A 14,900-nucleotide genomic window follows, 5' to 3' on the forward strand; every position below is an offset into this window, starting at 1 on the left:
GAACGCCAAGACCTGCCGGCCCCCCATCGCGTGCGAACCGATGTTTCACGTGGAACATCTACTTTCCGATGCAAAACCGACCGAACAGCGTGTCGAGCACATCCTCGGTCGCACTCCTGCCGATCAGCCGGTCAAACGCCACCCGGCATGCCCGCAGCGCTTCGGCCAGCAGCAACAGATCGCCCTGCCCTCTCGCCAGCACCAGCGCCCGCTCGGCATCACCGAGCAGGTCCCGCTGCCGCCGATTGAGCGCCGCCTCGCCTGGCCTGGGCATGGCCGCAGCAGCAAACCCAATCAGATCGCGCCGCAGCCCATCCATCCCCTCACCCGATCGCGCAGAGATGTAATGGCGGGCCTCCCGCTTGCGCGCGGCCGCCACATCATCGCGCATTGCCGATATTTCCCAGCTATCAGCCGGACCTTCGCCTTCATCGCCCAGCCACAGCACCAGGTCGGCGCGGGCAATCTCCCGCTCGGCGCGTTCAATCCCGATCGCTTCGATGTCATCGGCGCCCTCGTCGCGCAGCCCGGCCATGTCGATAAAGGTGAAGGCGATCCCGCCCAAGGCCACCGATCGCAACAGCACATCGCGCGTGGTGCCCGCGATTGGCGCGGTGATCGCCGCATCGCTTTCCACCAGCGCGTTGAACAGGGTCGATTTGCCCGCATTGGGCGGCCCGGCCAAGGCCACGCGAAACCCTTCGCGCAGCATCTCGGCGGCCGGTGCCATCAGCGCATCGCGCAATTCCTGAGCCAGCGCCTCGACCTCCCCCGCAAAGCCCGGCGGCACGTCGGCGACATCGTCTTCATCATCAAAGTCCAGCACCGCCTCGATCCGCGCCGACAGCATCAGCACGCGATCGCGCCAGCCTTCCACCTTGCGAGACAGCAATCCGCCCATCAGATCCATCGCCGCCAGGCGCTGCAGTTCGGTTTCCGCGCTCAGCAGATCCCCCAGCCCTTCGGCCTCGGTCAGATCGATCCGCCCATTGGCAAAGGCCCGCCGGGTGAATTCCCCCGCCTCCGCCGCGCGCAGTCCCGCCATCGCGGCCAGACGCGCCTGCACCGCCGCGACCACGGCCCGGCCACCATGCAGATGCAGTTCAGCCAGATTTTCCCCGGTCACCGTTGCCGGCCCGGGAAACCACAGCACCAGCGCTTCATCCAGCACTGCGCCGGCGGCATCGCGCAACCGTGCGAGGCTGGCCATGCGCGGCGGCGGCATGCGTCCCGCCAGCGCCTGCAGCGCATCGCCGGCCAGCGGCCCACTGATCCGGATCACGGCAATCCCCGCCGGCGGTGAACCGCTCGAAAGCGCGAAGATCGTATCCATGATCGTGAAAATCAGCCCTTGGGCTTGTCCTTGTCGGTGGTGTTGCTCGGGTCGAACGCCGTTGCCTGCCGTGCGGCGCTGTCCATCAAATTCTGAAACATCTTCAGCCCCATCTGGCCCATCGGCGCCAGCTGCTTGGCATAGGCTTCCAGCTGGTCGAGGCTGTTGGCACCCCCACCCGCCATACCGCCACTCATCGCTTGTGTGACAGCTTCGACATAGGCCGCATTGGCCTTCTCGACATCGGGCAGCCCCATGAAACGGCGGGCTTCTTCCGGCGAACAGTCGATTTCGACATGCACTTTCATAGCGGGCACCTTCTCCAGTCAAGGATCGCACCACGCTGCCCGTTGGCGGGTTCACGCGCACAATCTGCCACCACTATATGGACCACCCACCGGCTATTTCCAGCCTCGCCGTCATTGGCCGGCAATTGGCACGCAATCGGCCCCGCTCCATCGGGAACGGGGCCGATTTCGGTGACCGCCCGGATGGGCAGCGCTATTACTGGTTCATCGTCGCGAAGAAGTCTTCGTTGGTCTTGGAATCCTTCATCTTGTCGAGCAGGAATTCCATCGAATCCACCGTGCCCATCTGCATCAGGATCCGGCGCAGCACCCACATCTTGGAAAGCTGTTCCTTGGGCACCAGCAGCTCTTCCTTGCGCGTGCCGGACTTGCCGACATCCAGCGCCGGGAAGATGCGCTTATCCGCCACCTTGCGGTCCAGCACGATTTCCGAATTGCCCGTGCCCTTGAATTCTTCGAAGATCACTTCGTCCATCCGGCTGCCGGTATCGATCAGCGCCGTTGCGATGATGGACAGCGAACCGCCTTCCTCGATATTGCGCGCCGCACCAAAGAAACGCTTCGGCCGCTGCAGCGCATTGGCATCCACACCACCGGTCAGCACCTTGCCCGAAGACGGCACGACCGTGTTGTAGGCGCGGCCCAGGCGGGTGATGGAATCCAGCAGGATCACCACGTCCTTCTTGTGCTCGACCAGGCGCTTTGCCTTTTCGATAACCATTTCAGCAACTTGCACGTGGCGGCTCGCGGGTTCGTCGAAAGTGGAGGAAATCACCTCTCCCTTCACGCTGCGCTGCATGTCGGTCACTTCTTCCGGGCGTTCATCGACCAGCAGCACCAGCAGGAACACTTCGGGGTGGTTGTCCGTGATCGCCTTGGCAATATTCTGCAGCAGCACGGTCTTGCCGGTGCGCGGCGGCGCCACGATCAGGGCGCGCTGGCCCTTGCCCTGCGGGCTGATCAGATCGATCACCCGCGCGCTCTTGTCCTTCACGGTCGGATCGACCGTGTCGAGCACCAGCCGTTCCTCGGGGTAGAGCGGGGTCAGATTGTCGAAATTGGTCCGGTGACGCACGGCATCGGGATCATCGTAATTGACCTTCAGCAGCTTCGTCAGCGCGAAATAGCGCTCGCCGTCACGCGGGGCGCGGATTTCGCCTTCTACCGTGTCACCGGTGCGCAGGCCCCATTTGCGGACCTGATTGGGCGACACATAGATATCGTCGGGGCCGGCCAGATAATTCGCCTCCGGCGAACGCAGGAACCCGAAACCGTCCTGCAGCACCTCGATCGTGCCGATGCCCAGGATCTCTTCGCCCTCTTCGGCCACTTCCTTCAGGATGCCGAACATCAGATCCTGCCGGCGCATGGTCGATGCCCCTTCCACGCCGAGCTCCTCGGCCATGGACACCAGCTCAGCCGGCGCTCTTTTTTTCAGTTCTTTCAAATGCATGAGATATTTCCAGATCAGTGAGAAGCCGGCAGGTCTAAGGGCTTGGAGAAAGCAGACCCGGCTGCGCGAAGAATGGCAGCCTCAGCCGGAGAAGGCGCAAAATATGGCCTCCCCGTGATGGCGTCAATTCGCAATCACGCAGGAAAATTTCCATCCGCCGCAGATTCAGACCGGATGCAGGCCGCAGCGGTTTGTTTGAGGCCCCGGATCAGAAGGGCCCCATCGTCAGAAAGGATCCCTCATCAAAAAGGTCTGGCCACCACCAGGATCACGATCAGCGCTGCGGCAACGCCCGGCACTTCGTTCAGCATCCGCAGCGCCTTGCCGGAAAGGCTCCGCTCGCCCCGCGCCAGCTTCCTGGCATAGGACGACAGGAACCCGTGATAGCCGGACAGCACCAGCACCAGCATCAGCTTGGCATGGAACCAGCCCTGGGTGAAGGCGCCAGTCACATGCGCCAGCAACAGGCCCAGCACCCACACCACGATGATCGATGGCAGCATGATGATCTTCAGCAACCGCCGCTCGCGGTCGATCCAGACAGCATTGTCCGGGGAATCGGGGGCGGTTTCCTGATGATAGACGAACAGCCGGGGCAGCATGAACAGCCCGGCCATCCAGAAGATCACGAAAATGATATGACCGGCCTTGAGCCATATATAGGTCATCGCGAGCACGTCCTGCATGATTGGAAATGTAGTTGTCGTCGCGCCCGGCGTCATCCCCCCTGGCGAACAATCTCCAGCAGGCGTTCGACATGGGGAATGGGGGTTTCCTTGTCGATGCCATGCCCCAGGTTGAACACATGGGGGCGGCCTTCGAATGCCGCCAGCACGTCGCGCGCATGGGTTTCCAGCCCCGGCCCCCCGGCCAGCAATTGCAGCGGATCCAGATTGCCCTGCACGGGCAGATCAGCCGGCAGATTGCGATGCGCCCAGACCGGATCGATCGTTTCGTCCACCCCGATCGCATCGACCGTGGTTTCCCTTGCATAGGCCGGCAGTTTCTCCCCTGCACCCTTGGGAAATCCGATGATCGGCGTATCGGGATGCAGCGCCCGCACCGCTTCCACGATCCGCAGCGTGGGCGCGATCACCCAGCGTTCGAATTCATGCGGGGCCAGGCTGCCAGACCAGCTGTCGAACAATTGCACCGCCTCGGCCCCGGCGCGGATCTGGCCCGACAGATAGATCACGGTTGAATCCACGATCGCATCGATGATCGCCTGCACCGCTGCCGGGTCGCGATAGGCCAATGCGCGGGACGCATGATGATCGCGGCTGCCCTCGCCCGCGATCATGTAGGTGGCCACGGTCCACGGGCTCCCGGCAAAGCCCAGCAGCGTCGTCTCAGGGCCCAACAGGCCACGCACCAGGCTCACGGTCCGATAGATCGGCTCAAGCCGCTCTGGCACGGCTGTGAGCGCCTCCAGCGCGCTGTCTATCAGCGGGGGCGACAAGCGCGGTCCTTCGCCGGCCAGGAATTCCAGCTTCTGGCCCAGCGCATGTGGGATCACCAGAATATCGGAAAACAGGATCGCGCCATCCATCCCGAACCGGCGGATCGGCTGGATGGTCACCTCGGCGGCGGCCTCGCTGTCGTTCACCAGTTCCAGAAATCCGCCCTTTTCGGCGCGCAAGGCCCTGTATTCGGGCAAATATCTGCCTGCCTGACGCATCAGCCAGACCGGCTTTATCGCGCCATTGTGGCCGCGCAGGGTTTCGAGAAGCAAGCCGGGCATCGCGGGTCCAATCAAAATAATAAATTATATTGAGATAAGGATTCAGGACTCTGTTGGCCCTGTGGATATCGGGGAAAGCGCGCCCTTGCCCGATTTCTCCCGGGCTGAACAGGGGTTGCCGGTTACCCGACTCATGCTCGCGCCGCGTCAATGAATCATTGTCCCCATTATCCCCAGCCTGTCGATAAACCGGCAGGCCTGTCGATGGAGCGCTGGGCGGAATCCCGGGAAACGGGGATGCATCCTGTCCCTGATCTTGTCCCCATGCTTGTCCCGTGGTTTATGCTGCGGTTTATCCACATGGCTGCACTCCATCTCCACCTCCTGTCGGACTCTACCGGCGAAACGCTGGAAATGCTGGCGAAAGCGGCGCTGGCACAGTTCGACAATGCAGAGGTCATACGCCATTTCTGGCCCATGGTCCGCTCGCTCCAGCATCTGGACCGGATCATGGAAGAACTGGCCGCCAATCCCGGCCTGGTGCTCTACACGCTGGTCAATCCGGAAACCCGCGCCGCGCTGGAAGAACGCTGCCGCCTGCTTGGCCTGCCCCATGTCGCTGCGCTCGATGCCGTCACCGCCGCGCTCGAAGACCGGCTGGGGCAACAGGCGAAGGGGCGCCCGGGCAAGCAGCACGCCCTGGATGATGCCTATTTCGCGCGGGTCGATGCGATCCATTTCACCATTGCCCATGACGATGGCCTGGCCTGGGAAGACTGGGAAGAGGCTGACATTCTGCTCGCGGGCGTGTCGCGCAGTTCCAAGACGCCGACCAGCATCTATCTGGCCAATCGCGGCTACAAGGTCGCCAATATTCCGCTGGTCGTGGAAAGCCCGCCGCCGCCGCTGCTGTTCGATCTGCGACGGCCGCTGATCGTCGGGCTGACCACCGCACCGCAACGCCTGATCCAGATCCGCCGCAACCGCCTGCTCTCGCTCAATGAAATGAACGAAACATCCTATGTCGATCAGGAAAGGGTGGAACGCGAACTCGCCTTTGCCCGCCGCATGTTTGCCGACAATGGCTGGCCGGTGATCGACGTGACCCGTCGCTCGATCGAGGAAACCGCAGCCGCGATCATGCGCCTGTTCAACGAACGCAAGGCGCAGGGCAGCGCTGCACCGGCAGGAATCCGTCCGATATGATCGTGCTCGCCTCGCAAAGCGCCTCCCGCAAGGCGATGCTGTCGGCTGCCGGCGTGGCTTTCGAAGCCCGGCCGGCGGCGATCGACGAACGCGCGGTGGAATCGGCCCTGCCGCCATCCTCTGCGGGTGAGATTGCAGAGGCGCTGGCCAGGGCCAAGGCGCTGGCGGTCGATGCGCCGGGCCGGTTGGTGCTGGGCAGCGATTCCCTGGTGGTGTGCAACGGTCGCCGTTTCGACAAGCCGGGCAACCGCGACGAAGCGGCCGAACATCTGCGGTTCTTTTCCGGCCAACTGATGGAATTGCATTCGGGCGCGGCGCTCGCGCGCGATGGCGCCATCGTCTGGCAGCATCGCGACAGCGCGCTGCTGCATGTCCGCACGCTCAGCGATGATTTCATCGAAGGCTACCTCGCCGCCGAATGGCCGGAGGTCGGCTACACGGTCGGGGTTTTCCGGATAGAGGCGATGGGGGTGCAATTGTTCGATCGCATCGGCGGCGATCACTTCACCATCCTGGGCATGCCGCTGCTGGCCGTGCTCGGCGCGCTGCGCGATCTGGGGGAACTGCCGCAATGAACGCCAATTCGGATCGCCCGTATGTGCCCGGGAAACCCTATGCAGAGGTGATCGGTGATCCGATCGCCCAGTCCAAATCGCCTGCGATCCACAATTTCTGGATCGCCGGTCTCGGCATCGATGCCGAATATCGCCGCTGCCACGTCCACCCGGATGAACTGCCCGATTACATCGCCCGCGTTCGGCAGGATGCGGACTGGCGCGGCTGCAATGTCACCATGCCGCACAAGCAGGCGATCATCCCGCTGCTCGACCGGCTCGATCCGCTGGCGCGGCGGATCGGTGCGGTGAACACCGTGGTGCGCGCCGATGACGGCACGCTGACCGGATACAACACCGATGCCGGCGGCTTTCTCGAACCGCTGCGGCCGCATCTGGCCACCACCCATTTGTTCCGCATGGCCCGGATTCTCGGCACCGGCGGCGCGGCGCGGGCGATCATCGCCGCGCTGGCGGCGGAAAATGTCGTGATCGTGCTGGCCGGGCGCGATCCGGCGAAGGCACGGGCGCTGCTTGATGAACTCGATCCCGGCGGCGAACACCATGCTGTCGACATTGCCCATTTTGCCCAGCCGACCGATTTCGCCTTCGATGATCGGCATGGCTGTTTCGATGTCATCGTCAATGCCAGCCCGCTCGGCATGGCCGGCCAGCCCCCGCTGGCTTTCGATCTGACTCACGCCCCGCCCGGCAGCGTGGTCTATGATATCGTCACCCATCCGCTCGATACGCCGCTGCTGCAACAGGCGCACGCGGCGGGCCTGCCCACGGTCGATGGCCTGTCCATGCTGATCGGCCAGGCGGCCGAAGCCTTCGAACGCTTCTTCGGTCAGGCGCCGCTGCGCCAGGATGGGGACAGCGAGTTGCGCCGCCTGCTGACCGCGCCCAGCCAGCCTTGAAACCGGGTCTGATTCTGGGCCTGACCGGCTCGATCGGCATGGGCAAATCGACCGTGGCCGGCATGTTCGTCCGACTCGGCGTGCCGGTGTTCGATGCCGATGCCCAGGTTCGGCTGATGCAGGGCAAGGGCGGCGAATTGCTGCCCGCCATCGCCGCCGCCTTTCCGGGGACCGTCGGTCCGCAAGGGCTTGATCGCGCCGCCATGGGCGCGCTGGTGTTCGATGATCCCGCCGCCCTCGCCCGGCTGGAAGCCATCGTGCATCCTGCAGTGGCGGCCGCGCGGGCTGCTTTCCTGGCCGATCATGCCGATCGGCCACTGGTGGTGCTCGATATCCCGCTCTTGTTTGAAAAGGGCGGCGCCGAACATGTCGATGCGATTGCCGTGGTCTCCGCCCCGGCCGCGACTCAGCGCGAACGGGTGCTGGCCCGGCCGGGCATGACGCCCGATCGCTTCGCCGGCATTCTGGCATTGCAACTGCCCGACGCGGAAAAGCGCCGCCGGGCCGATCATGTCATCGATACAGGCGTATCGCTGGCCGAAACCGAAGCGCAGGTCCGGGCGCTGGTGGAACGGCTGACCGGGTGAGGCAATTTGTCCAGCGCATCCGGTCTTGTCATCTGGCGGACAAGGCAGGATAGTAAGCTCATGCGCGAGATCGTGTTCGATACGGAAACCACCGGGCTAGATCCTGCCAGTGGTGATCGCATGGTTGAAATCGGCTGCATCGAGCTGGTCAACCGGATTGCCACAGGCAACCATTTCCACGCCTATTTCAATCCGCAGCGGACCATGCCGTTCGAAGCGGAACGGGTGCATGGGCTGGGTGATGCCTTTCTGGCGGACAAGCCGCTGTTTTCGGTCCGGGTCCTCGAATTGCTCGAATTCATCGGCGATTCCCCGCTGGTGGCGCACAATGCGCAATTCGATTTCGGCTTTCTCAATCACGAACTGGGCCTGTGCAGCCACCCGGCGGTCGGGCTCGACCGGATGATCGACACGCTGGTGCTGGCCCGCCGGCGGCATCCCGGAGCCAAGCATTCGCTCGATGCGCTGTGTTCGCGCTACGGCATCGATCGCAGCCACCGGGTGATGCACGGCGCGCTGCTCGATGCCGAACTGCTCGCGCAGGTCTATGTCGAACTCACCGGCGGGCGCCAGATCGGCTTTTCTCTCGGCGCCGATATAGGATCGCACAATGGCAGTGCAGACCTCGAACCCCAGATCAGCCTGGTCGCCGCCGGGACGCGGGTCGTGCGGGTGCCCCGCCCGCATCAGGCCAGCGAGGCGGAGATCGCACGGCACAAAAGCTTTGTTGAAACGTTGAACTCTCCACTCTGGAGTAACTGACTTTGTAGAGAATTCTGCGTTGAACCAGAGATCCAAAACCAAAAATGGGAGCATTGCTCATGGACATTCGCGTTTCCGGCCATCAGATGGACACCGGCTCTGCACTGCAGGAACATGCCACGGATCGTATCACCGGAATTTGCGATAAGTATTTCAGCCGAGCGCTTTCCTCTGCCATCACTTTCGGCAAGGCACCGGCCAACGCGTTCGCCTGCGATATCGTGTTGCACGTCAACCAGGGCCTCATTCTCAAGAGCAGCGGCCAGGCGCAGGATGTTCACGTCGCCTTCGATCAGGCTGCCGACAAGGTGGAAAAGCAGCTGCGCCGCTACAAGCGCCGCCTGACCGATCGCCACGCCCAGGCCAGCCAGGCCGCCAAGGCGGAAGATGCCGCCTACACCGTCTTCGGGGTCGAGGAACCGGAAGAAGAAGTGGTCGCCGATGCACCGCCCGTGATCGCGGAAACCCGCATCGATGTTCCCGAAGTCAGCGTGTCCGACGCCGTGATGCTGCTCGATCTGCATCACACCAATGCGCTGTTTTTCAAAAATGCTGGTACGGGACGGCACAATATGGTGTATCGCCGCGACGACGGGATGATCGGCTGGGTCGAACCGCATTGATCGCAAGCCAGGCAATGCACATCTGATGCGGCATTGCCCGCTGACTGGATGGGCCGGCAGCCCCTGGTTGCCGGCTCCCCCCGGCCAGTCCCTAAACTAGAGTTCGAAATTTTCAGACAATGAGCCCTCTTTTCTCGATCAAGCCCGAGGCGGTCAAGATCGCCGACCCTGGCGACAAGCCCGCCATCTTCAGGGCGCTGAGCGAAATCTTCGCGCAAAGCTGGGATATCGACGCTGCGGCTGTGCTGGAACGGCTGGAAGAGCGGGAAAATCTGGGCAGCACCGGTTTCGGGCGCGGCGTGGCCATTCCCCATGCGCGATTCCCCGGCCTGGCCCGTCCGGTCACCGCGCTGCTGAAGCTGCGCCAGCCGACCGATTTCAACGCGGCGGACGGCATGCCGGTCGAACTGGTGTTCGGTCTGCTGTCCCCCGAAAACAGCGGCGCAACCCATCTGCACGCGCTGGCCGCCATTTCACGCCTGGTGCGCGATGAAAAGGTGCGCGATGCCCTGGTCGAGGCGCCCGATGCAGAGGCTTTGTTCGGCCTGCTGACCAATGCCACGGATCGTGACGCAGCCTGACGGCGGCGAACGGCCGTCTGCCCAAAATCATGCCTGACGATCTGCCGCCCCAGCCTGCCAGCGGAGCCGCGCTGCATTTCCGCGCGCTGGAATCGCTCTACGCCTCCGCGCCGATCAATGGCCTGTTCGAATCCCGTCTGGAAATCGTCGGCGAAGGCCATTCCCGGATCCGCTTCACCGTCAGCCCGGACATGTACCATGCCGCCCATGCCGCGCACGGCACGATCTATTTCAAGATGCTCGACGATGCGGCCTTCTATGCGGCCAATTCGCTGGTCACCGACCGTTTCCTGCTGACCACCGCCTTCAATCTCCATTTCACCAAGCCGGTCCGTGGCGGAACCGTCATTGCCGAAGGGCGCTGGATCAGCGGCAAGCGGCGCGTGTTCGTGGCAGAGGCCCATCTGACCGACGAAGAAGGCGAGGAAATCGGCCGCGGCACCGGCACCTTCATGCGCTCTCACATCGCGCTCTCCAGCCTCGCCGGCTACCGCACGCGCGGCTGAAGGGACTCGACCCGATGGATACGCGCCTGCCCGCCCATATCGAAGCGGGCGGCCTGCTGCGCGCGGTGGAAAGCGCGGGCGGCTTTGCCAGCGTCATCGCAAGAGGTGAACGCGATGCCGGTACCTTGCTTGTCATTTGTTGCGAAAAAGGCCGCGACGCGCGACTTTACGAACGCATGCCCCAGGCGGATGGCACGCGCTCATGGTCGGTGATTCGGGTCCAAGATTATGAAAATCCACGGGAATTTTGGGATTATTGCAGTCGGCGCCAGTTACAGGATCCCGATGTCTGGATCGTTGAACTGGATATCGCCAATGCAGAACGATTCATCGGGTTGTCGGGAACCCGCGATTGACTTGTTACATGTTATAGCTATTTGCCGGGCTGTCTCCAGCAGCGCAGACGATTTCGCATGATGGCATGTCTGCCATTGCGACGGTCGCGCAGACGGGGGGTGGCCGGCAGGCCGAGATCCGGGTCATCGGGGTTTCTCCCGATCTGCGCAGCAGATGACCGCCAGCCTGCGACGGGGCGCCAACCGCCTTGAGTTAAATTGCTAATGATGTTTTTCAGGCGGGCCGCGATTGGCGCGACGGCCCTTGTTTCTCTGCTCGCCCTTGGTGGCGCCGGGGCCTTTGCCCAGAGTGCAGAACCTGCCGCTTCGATAGAGGCGATGCCGATCGACCTGGACCAGAACATGGTCCGCTTTGTCGCTTCGGAGGTTGTCCAGCCGCTCCCCGATGAAACCGTGGGAACGACGGCGGAAACCGACAATGAAGATTCCGACACCATCGAGACCGCAGACAGCCTGCACGATCTCGTCGGTGCCATGCCCCCCGCCGGTGATATGAGCGGGGACGTCCGCTGCCTGGCCCAGGCGGTCTATTTCGAGGCTCGCGGCGAACCGCTCGATGGTCAGCTCGCTGTGGCCCGTGTGATTATCAACCGCGCCGAATCCGGATTGTTCCCGGACAATTACTGTGATGTCGTCACCCAGCGCGGACAGTTCTCCTTCGTCCGCAACGGTCGCATTCCCAGCCCCAACCAGGCTTCTTCGGCCTGGACCCTGGCCAAGGCGGTTGCCCGTATCGCCGATGAAGAACTGTGGGACAGCGAAGTGGAAGACGCGCTGTTCTTCCATGCCAAGCGCGTCCGCCCAGCCTGGGCCGCCCGCAAGATCGCCCGCGCCACGATCGACAGCCACATCTTCTACCGCTGAATCTTGATATAACCTCGCCCCGGCGAAGGCGCGCGTGAAAGCCAGGGCCGATCCGCGTTTCGAAAAATTGCGCTGACTGGATTCCCGCCTACGCGGGAATGACGATGGCAAGTTGTTGTTTTAATTCGTCATTCCCGCGAAGGCGGGAATCCAGGGGCAAGCTTTCGTCCCGGCACCTCAGCCCCCCATCGTCGCCCCGGCGAAGGCCGGGGTCGCTCTCAGCCTGGCACCGGAATCTACCCCGCCACACTCTCCACGCAGAACTGGCGGTTGGTCGTGACATTGGTGAAGCAATTGAACCCGGCTGACCGGGCCGGGCCTTCCGCAGCATGGCCATTGATCAGCCAGCGTCCGCCATCCTGCCTCAGCACGGTGCGTTCCTGGTCGGGCCAGACATAGATCGTCTCGCTCAGCGAATCCGCATCCTCGGTCCGCCCTTCATGATTGGGGAACCGTGTGATCGCGCGGCACTGGCGCGCGGTCGTGGCCGGCCCGCCGGGCGCGCGCACGAAACAGCGGGCGATCTGATACCCCAATTCCCCCGCCAGTTGGCGCTGCAACAGCGCCTCATTGGCTTCGCACGCCAGCGGGATATCGGTGGCGCAGCCGCGCTGGAACGCGCGCGATGCCTGCTCCAGCGCGGCCTGGGCAATCGGCGTGCCCGGACCGGCCGATTCTGCCACATCGCCGGAACGCAGCGCCGGGCGTTGCCGGTCCGCGATCAGGCGCTTGCCATACAACAGGCACCCCTCGCCATCGGCATCCGCCGCCCTGGGGTGGAAACAGGACTGCGCGTAATAATCGCGCGCCGCATCCGGATCAGCCGGAACCCCCAGCCCTCCTTCGTAAATCCGGCCCAGATATTTGCAGCCATAGGGGGCAAGGCCGGCGGTATCGCCAGAGCACACAATGGTGAACTCGCGCTGTGCGACGGCATAGTCACGGGTTTCCGCCAGCGCATATTTGGCCGCGTTGTAACAATCCCAATCCGACAGATAGATGCGATCGGCATCGGCCAGGCTGCGCGCATAGCGGCAGGCCCGCTCATGGGCGGCGCTTGCCCCGGCGCGGTCGCCAGCCTCTGCCAGCAGATCCGCCAGCCTGCCGCAGGTGTTGTATGTCGCGATCACCGCCCCGCAGCCCATGTTCAGCGCTTCACGCCGCCTCACCGGATCATTGATGCCGACCTGGATGCTCCCTTCCACGGAGCTGTTGCTGAACGGCTTATAGGCATCGGCCAGCGCCGAGCAGGCGGTCACCACCTCGGCCGTGCAATGCTGACGCAGCATGGCGATGACCGGGCCCAGATCCTCGTTGGAAACATCGCGGGCATAGTTGATCAGCGCGGTCAGGCAGTTGTTCTGATTGCCCCGGGCGCAGCCCTCGGCCGCCTGCACATAACGGGGCGACAGTTCCGCGCCCGTGTCATCGGCGGCCCAGGCCGCGCTTGCGGGCAGGAAGGCTGCCAGCAGCAGGATTATCGGCCACAACCGGATTCGTCCCATCATCCCATCCGCCATGGCGCGGCCTCCCCCGATTGTCGTGATCCTTGTCCCTGCGGGTCAGGCCCCGCCGACCGGGCGCAGCTCGACCCACACCGGCGTGTGGTCGCTGGCTTTCTCGCGCCCGCGATATTCCTTGTCGACCCCGGCGGCGACCATGCGGTCGGCGCATTGGGGAGACAGCAGCAGATGATCGATCCGGAATCCGTGATCGCGCTGCCAGCCGCCGGCCTGGTAATCCCAGAAGGTCCACACCCCGCCGCGCGGGTTCAGCGTGTTGATGGCATCGGTCCAGCCATCATTGAGCAGCCGGGCATAGGCATCGCGCGATTCGGGCTGCATCAGCGCATCATTGGCCATCGCCTTGGGGGACCAGACGTCCTTGTCCTCGGGAATGACGTTGAAATCGCCGACCACAACGGTGGGGATCTCGGCCGCCAGCAGCTCCTGCATGCGCGTGCGCAGCCGTTGCATCCAGGCCAGCTTGTAATCGAATTTGGGGCCGGGCTGCGGGTTGCCATTGGGCAGATAGAGATTCACGATCCGCACACCGCCGACATCGGCCTCGATATACCGGGCGTGATCGTCGTCAGCATCGCCGGGCAGTCCGCGCAGCACTTCGGTCGGCTGCTCGCCATCCACCAATATGGCGACGCCGTTGAAGCTCTTCTGGCCGTGCCAGATCGCCTTGTAGCCGATGGCCTCGAAGGCATCGATCGGGAAGCCTTCGTCCTGGCTCTTGATTTCCTGCAGGCAGGCGACCGTCGGCCGGCGTTCTTCCAGCCATTCGATCAGCCGGGGCAGGCGTGCCTTGACGCCGTTGATGTTGTAGGTTGCAATCCGCACGCGGCGGACTCTTAGATGCCGAAGCTCGATCCGCAACCACAACCAGCGGCCGCGTTCGGATTTTCCACCTTGAAGGCGGCCCCGCCCAGCGATTCGACAAAATCGACCACGCATCCGGCCACCAGATCCAGGCTTACCGGATCGACGACCAGTTTCACCCCGGCGGTTTCGCTCACCGTGTCATCCGCCTCAGCGGTATCGGCCAGGTCGAACTTGTACTGGAACCCGGAACAGCCCCCGCCCTCCACGGCCAGGCGCAGGATCGCGGGTTTCGACTGCCGTTTGGCAATCGCGTCGATACGTGCCGCGGCAGCTTGCGTCAGGGTGGGTGTGGTGTCGGCCATGACGGGAATGTAGGGTCTCCCCCCGTCCCGCTCAAGCATCTCCCATCAGGCGCTGTGAATATACTCGCGCATCGCCTGGGCCTCGCCTTCGATCAGCGCGATCCGATGGGCCACCAGATCGCCGATGGAAATGAAACCCAGCATCTGCCCGCTCTCGACCACCGGCAGATGGCGGATGCGCCGGCGCGTCATCAGCGACAGCGCCACCAGGACCGTTGTGTCCGGGGTGACCGTGATCGGCGGGGTGGTCATCACCTCGCCAATGGCGCGATAGAGCGCTGCATCGCCGTCGCGCGCCACGCAATAAGACAGGTCGCGTTCGGAAAAAATGCCGCACACTGCGCCGTTGTCGACCACCGGCATGGCACCGATCCGGTGCTCGGCCAGCATGCGGGCGACATCCAGCACGCTGTGCTTCGGCGTGCAGCTGATGACCGGGCGGTCGCGATTGGCGAGGATGCGGGCAATCGTCAT

The 14,900-nt window shown here is 63.7% G+C and carries 19 protein-coding genes; 10 read left to right on the plus strand and 9 right to left on the minus strand.

The features are described from left to right. Nucleotides 1–58: 58 nt before the first annotated feature. The 5 genes from mnmE to hemE all read right to left on the minus strand — a co-directional run bounded on the left by mnmE (nucleotide 59) and on the right by hemE (nucleotide 4,835). Nucleotides 59–1,336, minus strand: a complete 1,278-nt coding sequence (gene mnmE, locus GRI97_RS00320) for a tRNA uridine-5-carboxymethylaminomethyl(34) synthesis GTPase MnmE (RefSeq protein ID WP_161390728.1) — start codon at nucleotides 1,334–1,336, stop codon at nucleotides 59–61. Nucleotides 1,337–1,344: 8 nt separating this feature from the next. Next, on the minus strand, nucleotides 1,345–1,641 hold the full coding sequence (locus GRI97_RS00325) for a DUF6489 family protein (protein WP_161390729.1): 297 nt from the start codon (nucleotides 1,639–1,641) through the stop codon (nucleotides 1,345–1,347). Nucleotides 1,642–1,837: 196 nt separating this feature from the next. Beyond that, on the minus strand, nucleotides 1,838–3,094 hold the full coding sequence (rho, locus tag GRI97_RS00330) for a transcription termination factor Rho (RefSeq protein ID WP_161389175.1): 1,257 nt from the start codon (nucleotides 3,092–3,094) through the stop codon (nucleotides 1,838–1,840). Nucleotides 3,095–3,336: 242 nt separating this feature from the next. Beyond that, nucleotides 3,337–3,780: a CopD family protein gene (locus GRI97_RS00335; RefSeq protein ID WP_161389176.1), complete on the minus strand. Its 444-nt coding sequence runs from the start codon at nucleotides 3,778–3,780 to the stop codon at nucleotides 3,337–3,339. A gap of 32 nt (nucleotides 3,781–3,812) precedes the next feature. Continuing rightward, nucleotides 3,813–4,835: a uroporphyrinogen decarboxylase gene (gene hemE, locus GRI97_RS00340; protein WP_161389177.1), complete on the minus strand. Its 1,023-nt coding sequence runs from the start codon at nucleotides 4,833–4,835 to the stop codon at nucleotides 3,813–3,815. Nucleotides 4,836–5,135: 300 nt separating this feature from the next. Here hemE and GRI97_RS00345 point away from each other — a divergent pair, with 300 nt between their 5' ends. The 10 genes from GRI97_RS00345 (at nucleotide 5,136) to GRI97_RS00390 (ending at nucleotide 11,734) form a co-directional block, all read left to right on the plus strand. Then, the gene (locus tag GRI97_RS00345; protein WP_161389178.1) at nucleotides 5,136–5,981 is read left to right on the plus strand and encodes a pyruvate, water dikinase regulatory protein; all 846 of its coding nucleotides are present in this window, start codon (nucleotides 5,136–5,138) and stop codon (nucleotides 5,979–5,981) included. Then, nucleotides 5,978–6,556: a Maf family protein gene (locus GRI97_RS00350; protein WP_161389179.1), complete on the plus strand. Its 579-nt coding sequence runs from the start codon at nucleotides 5,978–5,980 to the stop codon at nucleotides 6,554–6,556. The genes GRI97_RS00345 and GRI97_RS00350 overlap by 4 nt, the downstream gene beginning before the upstream one ends. Beyond that, nucleotides 6,553–7,455, plus strand: a complete 903-nt coding sequence (gene aroE, locus GRI97_RS00355; protein ID WP_161389180.1) for a shikimate dehydrogenase — start codon at nucleotides 6,553–6,555, stop codon at nucleotides 7,453–7,455. Before GRI97_RS00350 ends, aroE begins: the two co-directional genes overlap by 4 nt. After that, nucleotides 7,452–8,042 carry a dephospho-CoA kinase gene (coaE, locus tag GRI97_RS00360; RefSeq protein ID WP_161389181.1) on the plus strand — a complete coding sequence of 197 codons (591 nt, stop codon included), beginning with the start codon at nucleotides 7,452–7,454 and terminating at the stop codon, nucleotides 8,040–8,042. Before aroE ends, coaE begins: the two co-directional genes overlap by 4 nt. A 60-nt stretch (nucleotides 8,043–8,102) precedes the next feature. After that, nucleotides 8,103–8,804: a DNA polymerase III subunit epsilon gene (gene dnaQ / locus GRI97_RS00365; RefSeq protein ID WP_161389182.1), complete on the plus strand. Its 702-nt coding sequence runs from the start codon at nucleotides 8,103–8,105 to the stop codon at nucleotides 8,802–8,804. 59 nt (nucleotides 8,805–8,863) lie between these two features. Then, nucleotides 8,864–9,427 (plus strand): ribosome hibernation-promoting factor, HPF/YfiA family, encoded by a 564-nt coding sequence (gene hpf / locus GRI97_RS00370; protein ID WP_161389183.1) that lies wholly within the window; start codon nucleotides 8,864–8,866, stop codon nucleotides 9,425–9,427. 119 nt (nucleotides 9,428–9,546) lie between these two features. Beyond that, nucleotides 9,547–10,008, plus strand: a complete 462-nt coding sequence (locus tag GRI97_RS00375; RefSeq protein ID WP_161389184.1) for a PTS sugar transporter subunit IIA — start codon at nucleotides 9,547–9,549, stop codon at nucleotides 10,006–10,008. Between the two features lie 29 nt (nucleotides 10,009–10,037). Beyond that, the gene (locus GRI97_RS00380) at nucleotides 10,038–10,514 is read left to right on the plus strand and encodes a PaaI family thioesterase (protein ID WP_161389185.1); all 477 of its coding nucleotides are present in this window, start codon (nucleotides 10,038–10,040) and stop codon (nucleotides 10,512–10,514) included. A 14-nt stretch (nucleotides 10,515–10,528) separates the two neighbouring features. Further along, the gene (locus GRI97_RS00385) at nucleotides 10,529–10,870 is read left to right on the plus strand and encodes a DUF1491 family protein (protein WP_161389186.1); all 342 of its coding nucleotides are present in this window, start codon (nucleotides 10,529–10,531) and stop codon (nucleotides 10,868–10,870) included. Nucleotides 10,871–11,077: 207 nt separating this feature from the next. Beyond that, nucleotides 11,078–11,734 carry a cell wall hydrolase gene (locus GRI97_RS00390; protein WP_235917551.1) on the plus strand — a complete coding sequence of 219 codons (657 nt, stop codon included), beginning with the start codon at nucleotides 11,078–11,080 and terminating at the stop codon, nucleotides 11,732–11,734. 236 nt (nucleotides 11,735–11,970) lie between these two features. Here GRI97_RS00390 and GRI97_RS00395 read toward each other — a convergent pair whose 3' ends face one another. Genes GRI97_RS00395 through GRI97_RS00410 form a run of 4 tightly spaced genes read right to left on the minus strand, consistent with a single transcriptional unit; the run spans nucleotide 11,971 to nucleotide 14,900 of the window. Next, nucleotides 11,971–13,242: an SEL1-like repeat protein gene (locus GRI97_RS00395; RefSeq protein ID WP_235917552.1), complete on the minus strand. Its 1,272-nt coding sequence runs from the start codon at nucleotides 13,240–13,242 to the stop codon at nucleotides 11,971–11,973. A gap of 54 nt (nucleotides 13,243–13,296) precedes the next feature. After that, nucleotides 13,297–14,082, minus strand: coding sequence for an exodeoxyribonuclease III (gene xth, locus GRI97_RS00400; protein ID WP_328598463.1), 786 nt, complete (start codon nucleotides 14,080–14,082; stop codon nucleotides 13,297–13,299). 11 nt (nucleotides 14,083–14,093) lie between these two features. Next, entirely contained in the window at nucleotides 14,094–14,426 is a 333-nt protein-coding gene (locus GRI97_RS00405) for a HesB/IscA family protein (protein ID WP_161389190.1), read from the minus strand. Nucleotides 14,427–14,471: 45 nt separating this feature from the next. After that, complete coding sequence (locus tag GRI97_RS00410; protein ID WP_161389191.1) at nucleotides 14,472–14,900, minus strand: CBS domain-containing protein; 429 nt, start codon at nucleotides 14,898–14,900, stop codon at nucleotides 14,472–14,474.

The sequence above is a fragment of the Croceibacterium xixiisoli genome (genome assembly GCF_009827305.1).
Classification (GTDB): Bacteria; Pseudomonadota; Alphaproteobacteria; order Sphingomonadales; family Sphingomonadaceae; genus Croceibacterium_C; species Croceibacterium_C xixiisoli.

Bases quoted from the DNA above. Each gene is read 5' to 3' on its own strand.
- GRI97_RS00325 (WP_161390729.1), bottom strand. From the start codon at position 1,641: ATGAAAGTGCATGTCGAAATCGACTGTTCGCCGGAAGAAGCCCGCCGT.
- rho (WP_161389175.1), bottom strand. From the start codon at position 3,094: ATGCATTTGAAAGAACTGAAAAAAAGAGCGCCGGCTGAGCTGGTGTCC.
- GRI97_RS00335 (WP_161389176.1), bottom strand. From the start codon at position 3,780: ATGCAGGACGTGCTCGCGATGACCTATATATGGCTCAAGGCCGGTCAT.
- hemE (WP_161389177.1), bottom strand. From the start codon at position 4,835: ATGCCCGGCTTGCTTCTCGAAACCCTGCGCGGCCACAATGGCGCGATA.
- GRI97_RS00345 (WP_161389178.1), top strand. From the start codon at position 5,136: ATGGCTGCACTCCATCTCCACCTCCTGTCGGACTCTACCGGCGAAACG.
- GRI97_RS00350 (WP_161389179.1), top strand. From the start codon at position 5,978: ATGATCGTGCTCGCCTCGCAAAGCGCCTCCCGCAAGGCGATGCTGTCG.
- aroE (WP_161389180.1), top strand. From the start codon at position 6,553: ATGAACGCCAATTCGGATCGCCCGTATGTGCCCGGGAAACCCTATGCA.
- dnaQ (WP_161389182.1), top strand. From the start codon at position 8,103: ATGCGCGAGATCGTGTTCGATACGGAAACCACCGGGCTAGATCCTGCC.
- hpf (WP_161389183.1), top strand. From the start codon at position 8,864: ATGGACATTCGCGTTTCCGGCCATCAGATGGACACCGGCTCTGCACTG.
- GRI97_RS00375 (WP_161389184.1), top strand. From the start codon at position 9,547: ATGAGCCCTCTTTTCTCGATCAAGCCCGAGGCGGTCAAGATCGCCGAC.
- GRI97_RS00380 (WP_161389185.1), top strand. From the start codon at position 10,038: ATGCCTGACGATCTGCCGCCCCAGCCTGCCAGCGGAGCCGCGCTGCAT.
- GRI97_RS00385 (WP_161389186.1), top strand. From the start codon at position 10,529: ATGGATACGCGCCTGCCCGCCCATATCGAAGCGGGCGGCCTGCTGCGC.
- GRI97_RS00390 (WP_235917551.1), top strand. From the start codon at position 11,078: ATGTTTTTCAGGCGGGCCGCGATTGGCGCGACGGCCCTTGTTTCTCTG.
- GRI97_RS00395 (WP_235917552.1), bottom strand. From the start codon at position 13,242: ATGATGGGACGAATCCGGTTGTGGCCGATAATCCTGCTGCTGGCAGCC.
- GRI97_RS00405 (WP_161389190.1), bottom strand. From the start codon at position 14,426: ATGGCCGACACCACACCCACCCTGACGCAAGCTGCCGCGGCACGTATC.
- GRI97_RS00410 (WP_161389191.1), bottom strand. From the start codon at position 14,900: ATGACGATTGCCCGCATCCTCGCCAATCGCGACCGCCCGGTCATCAGC.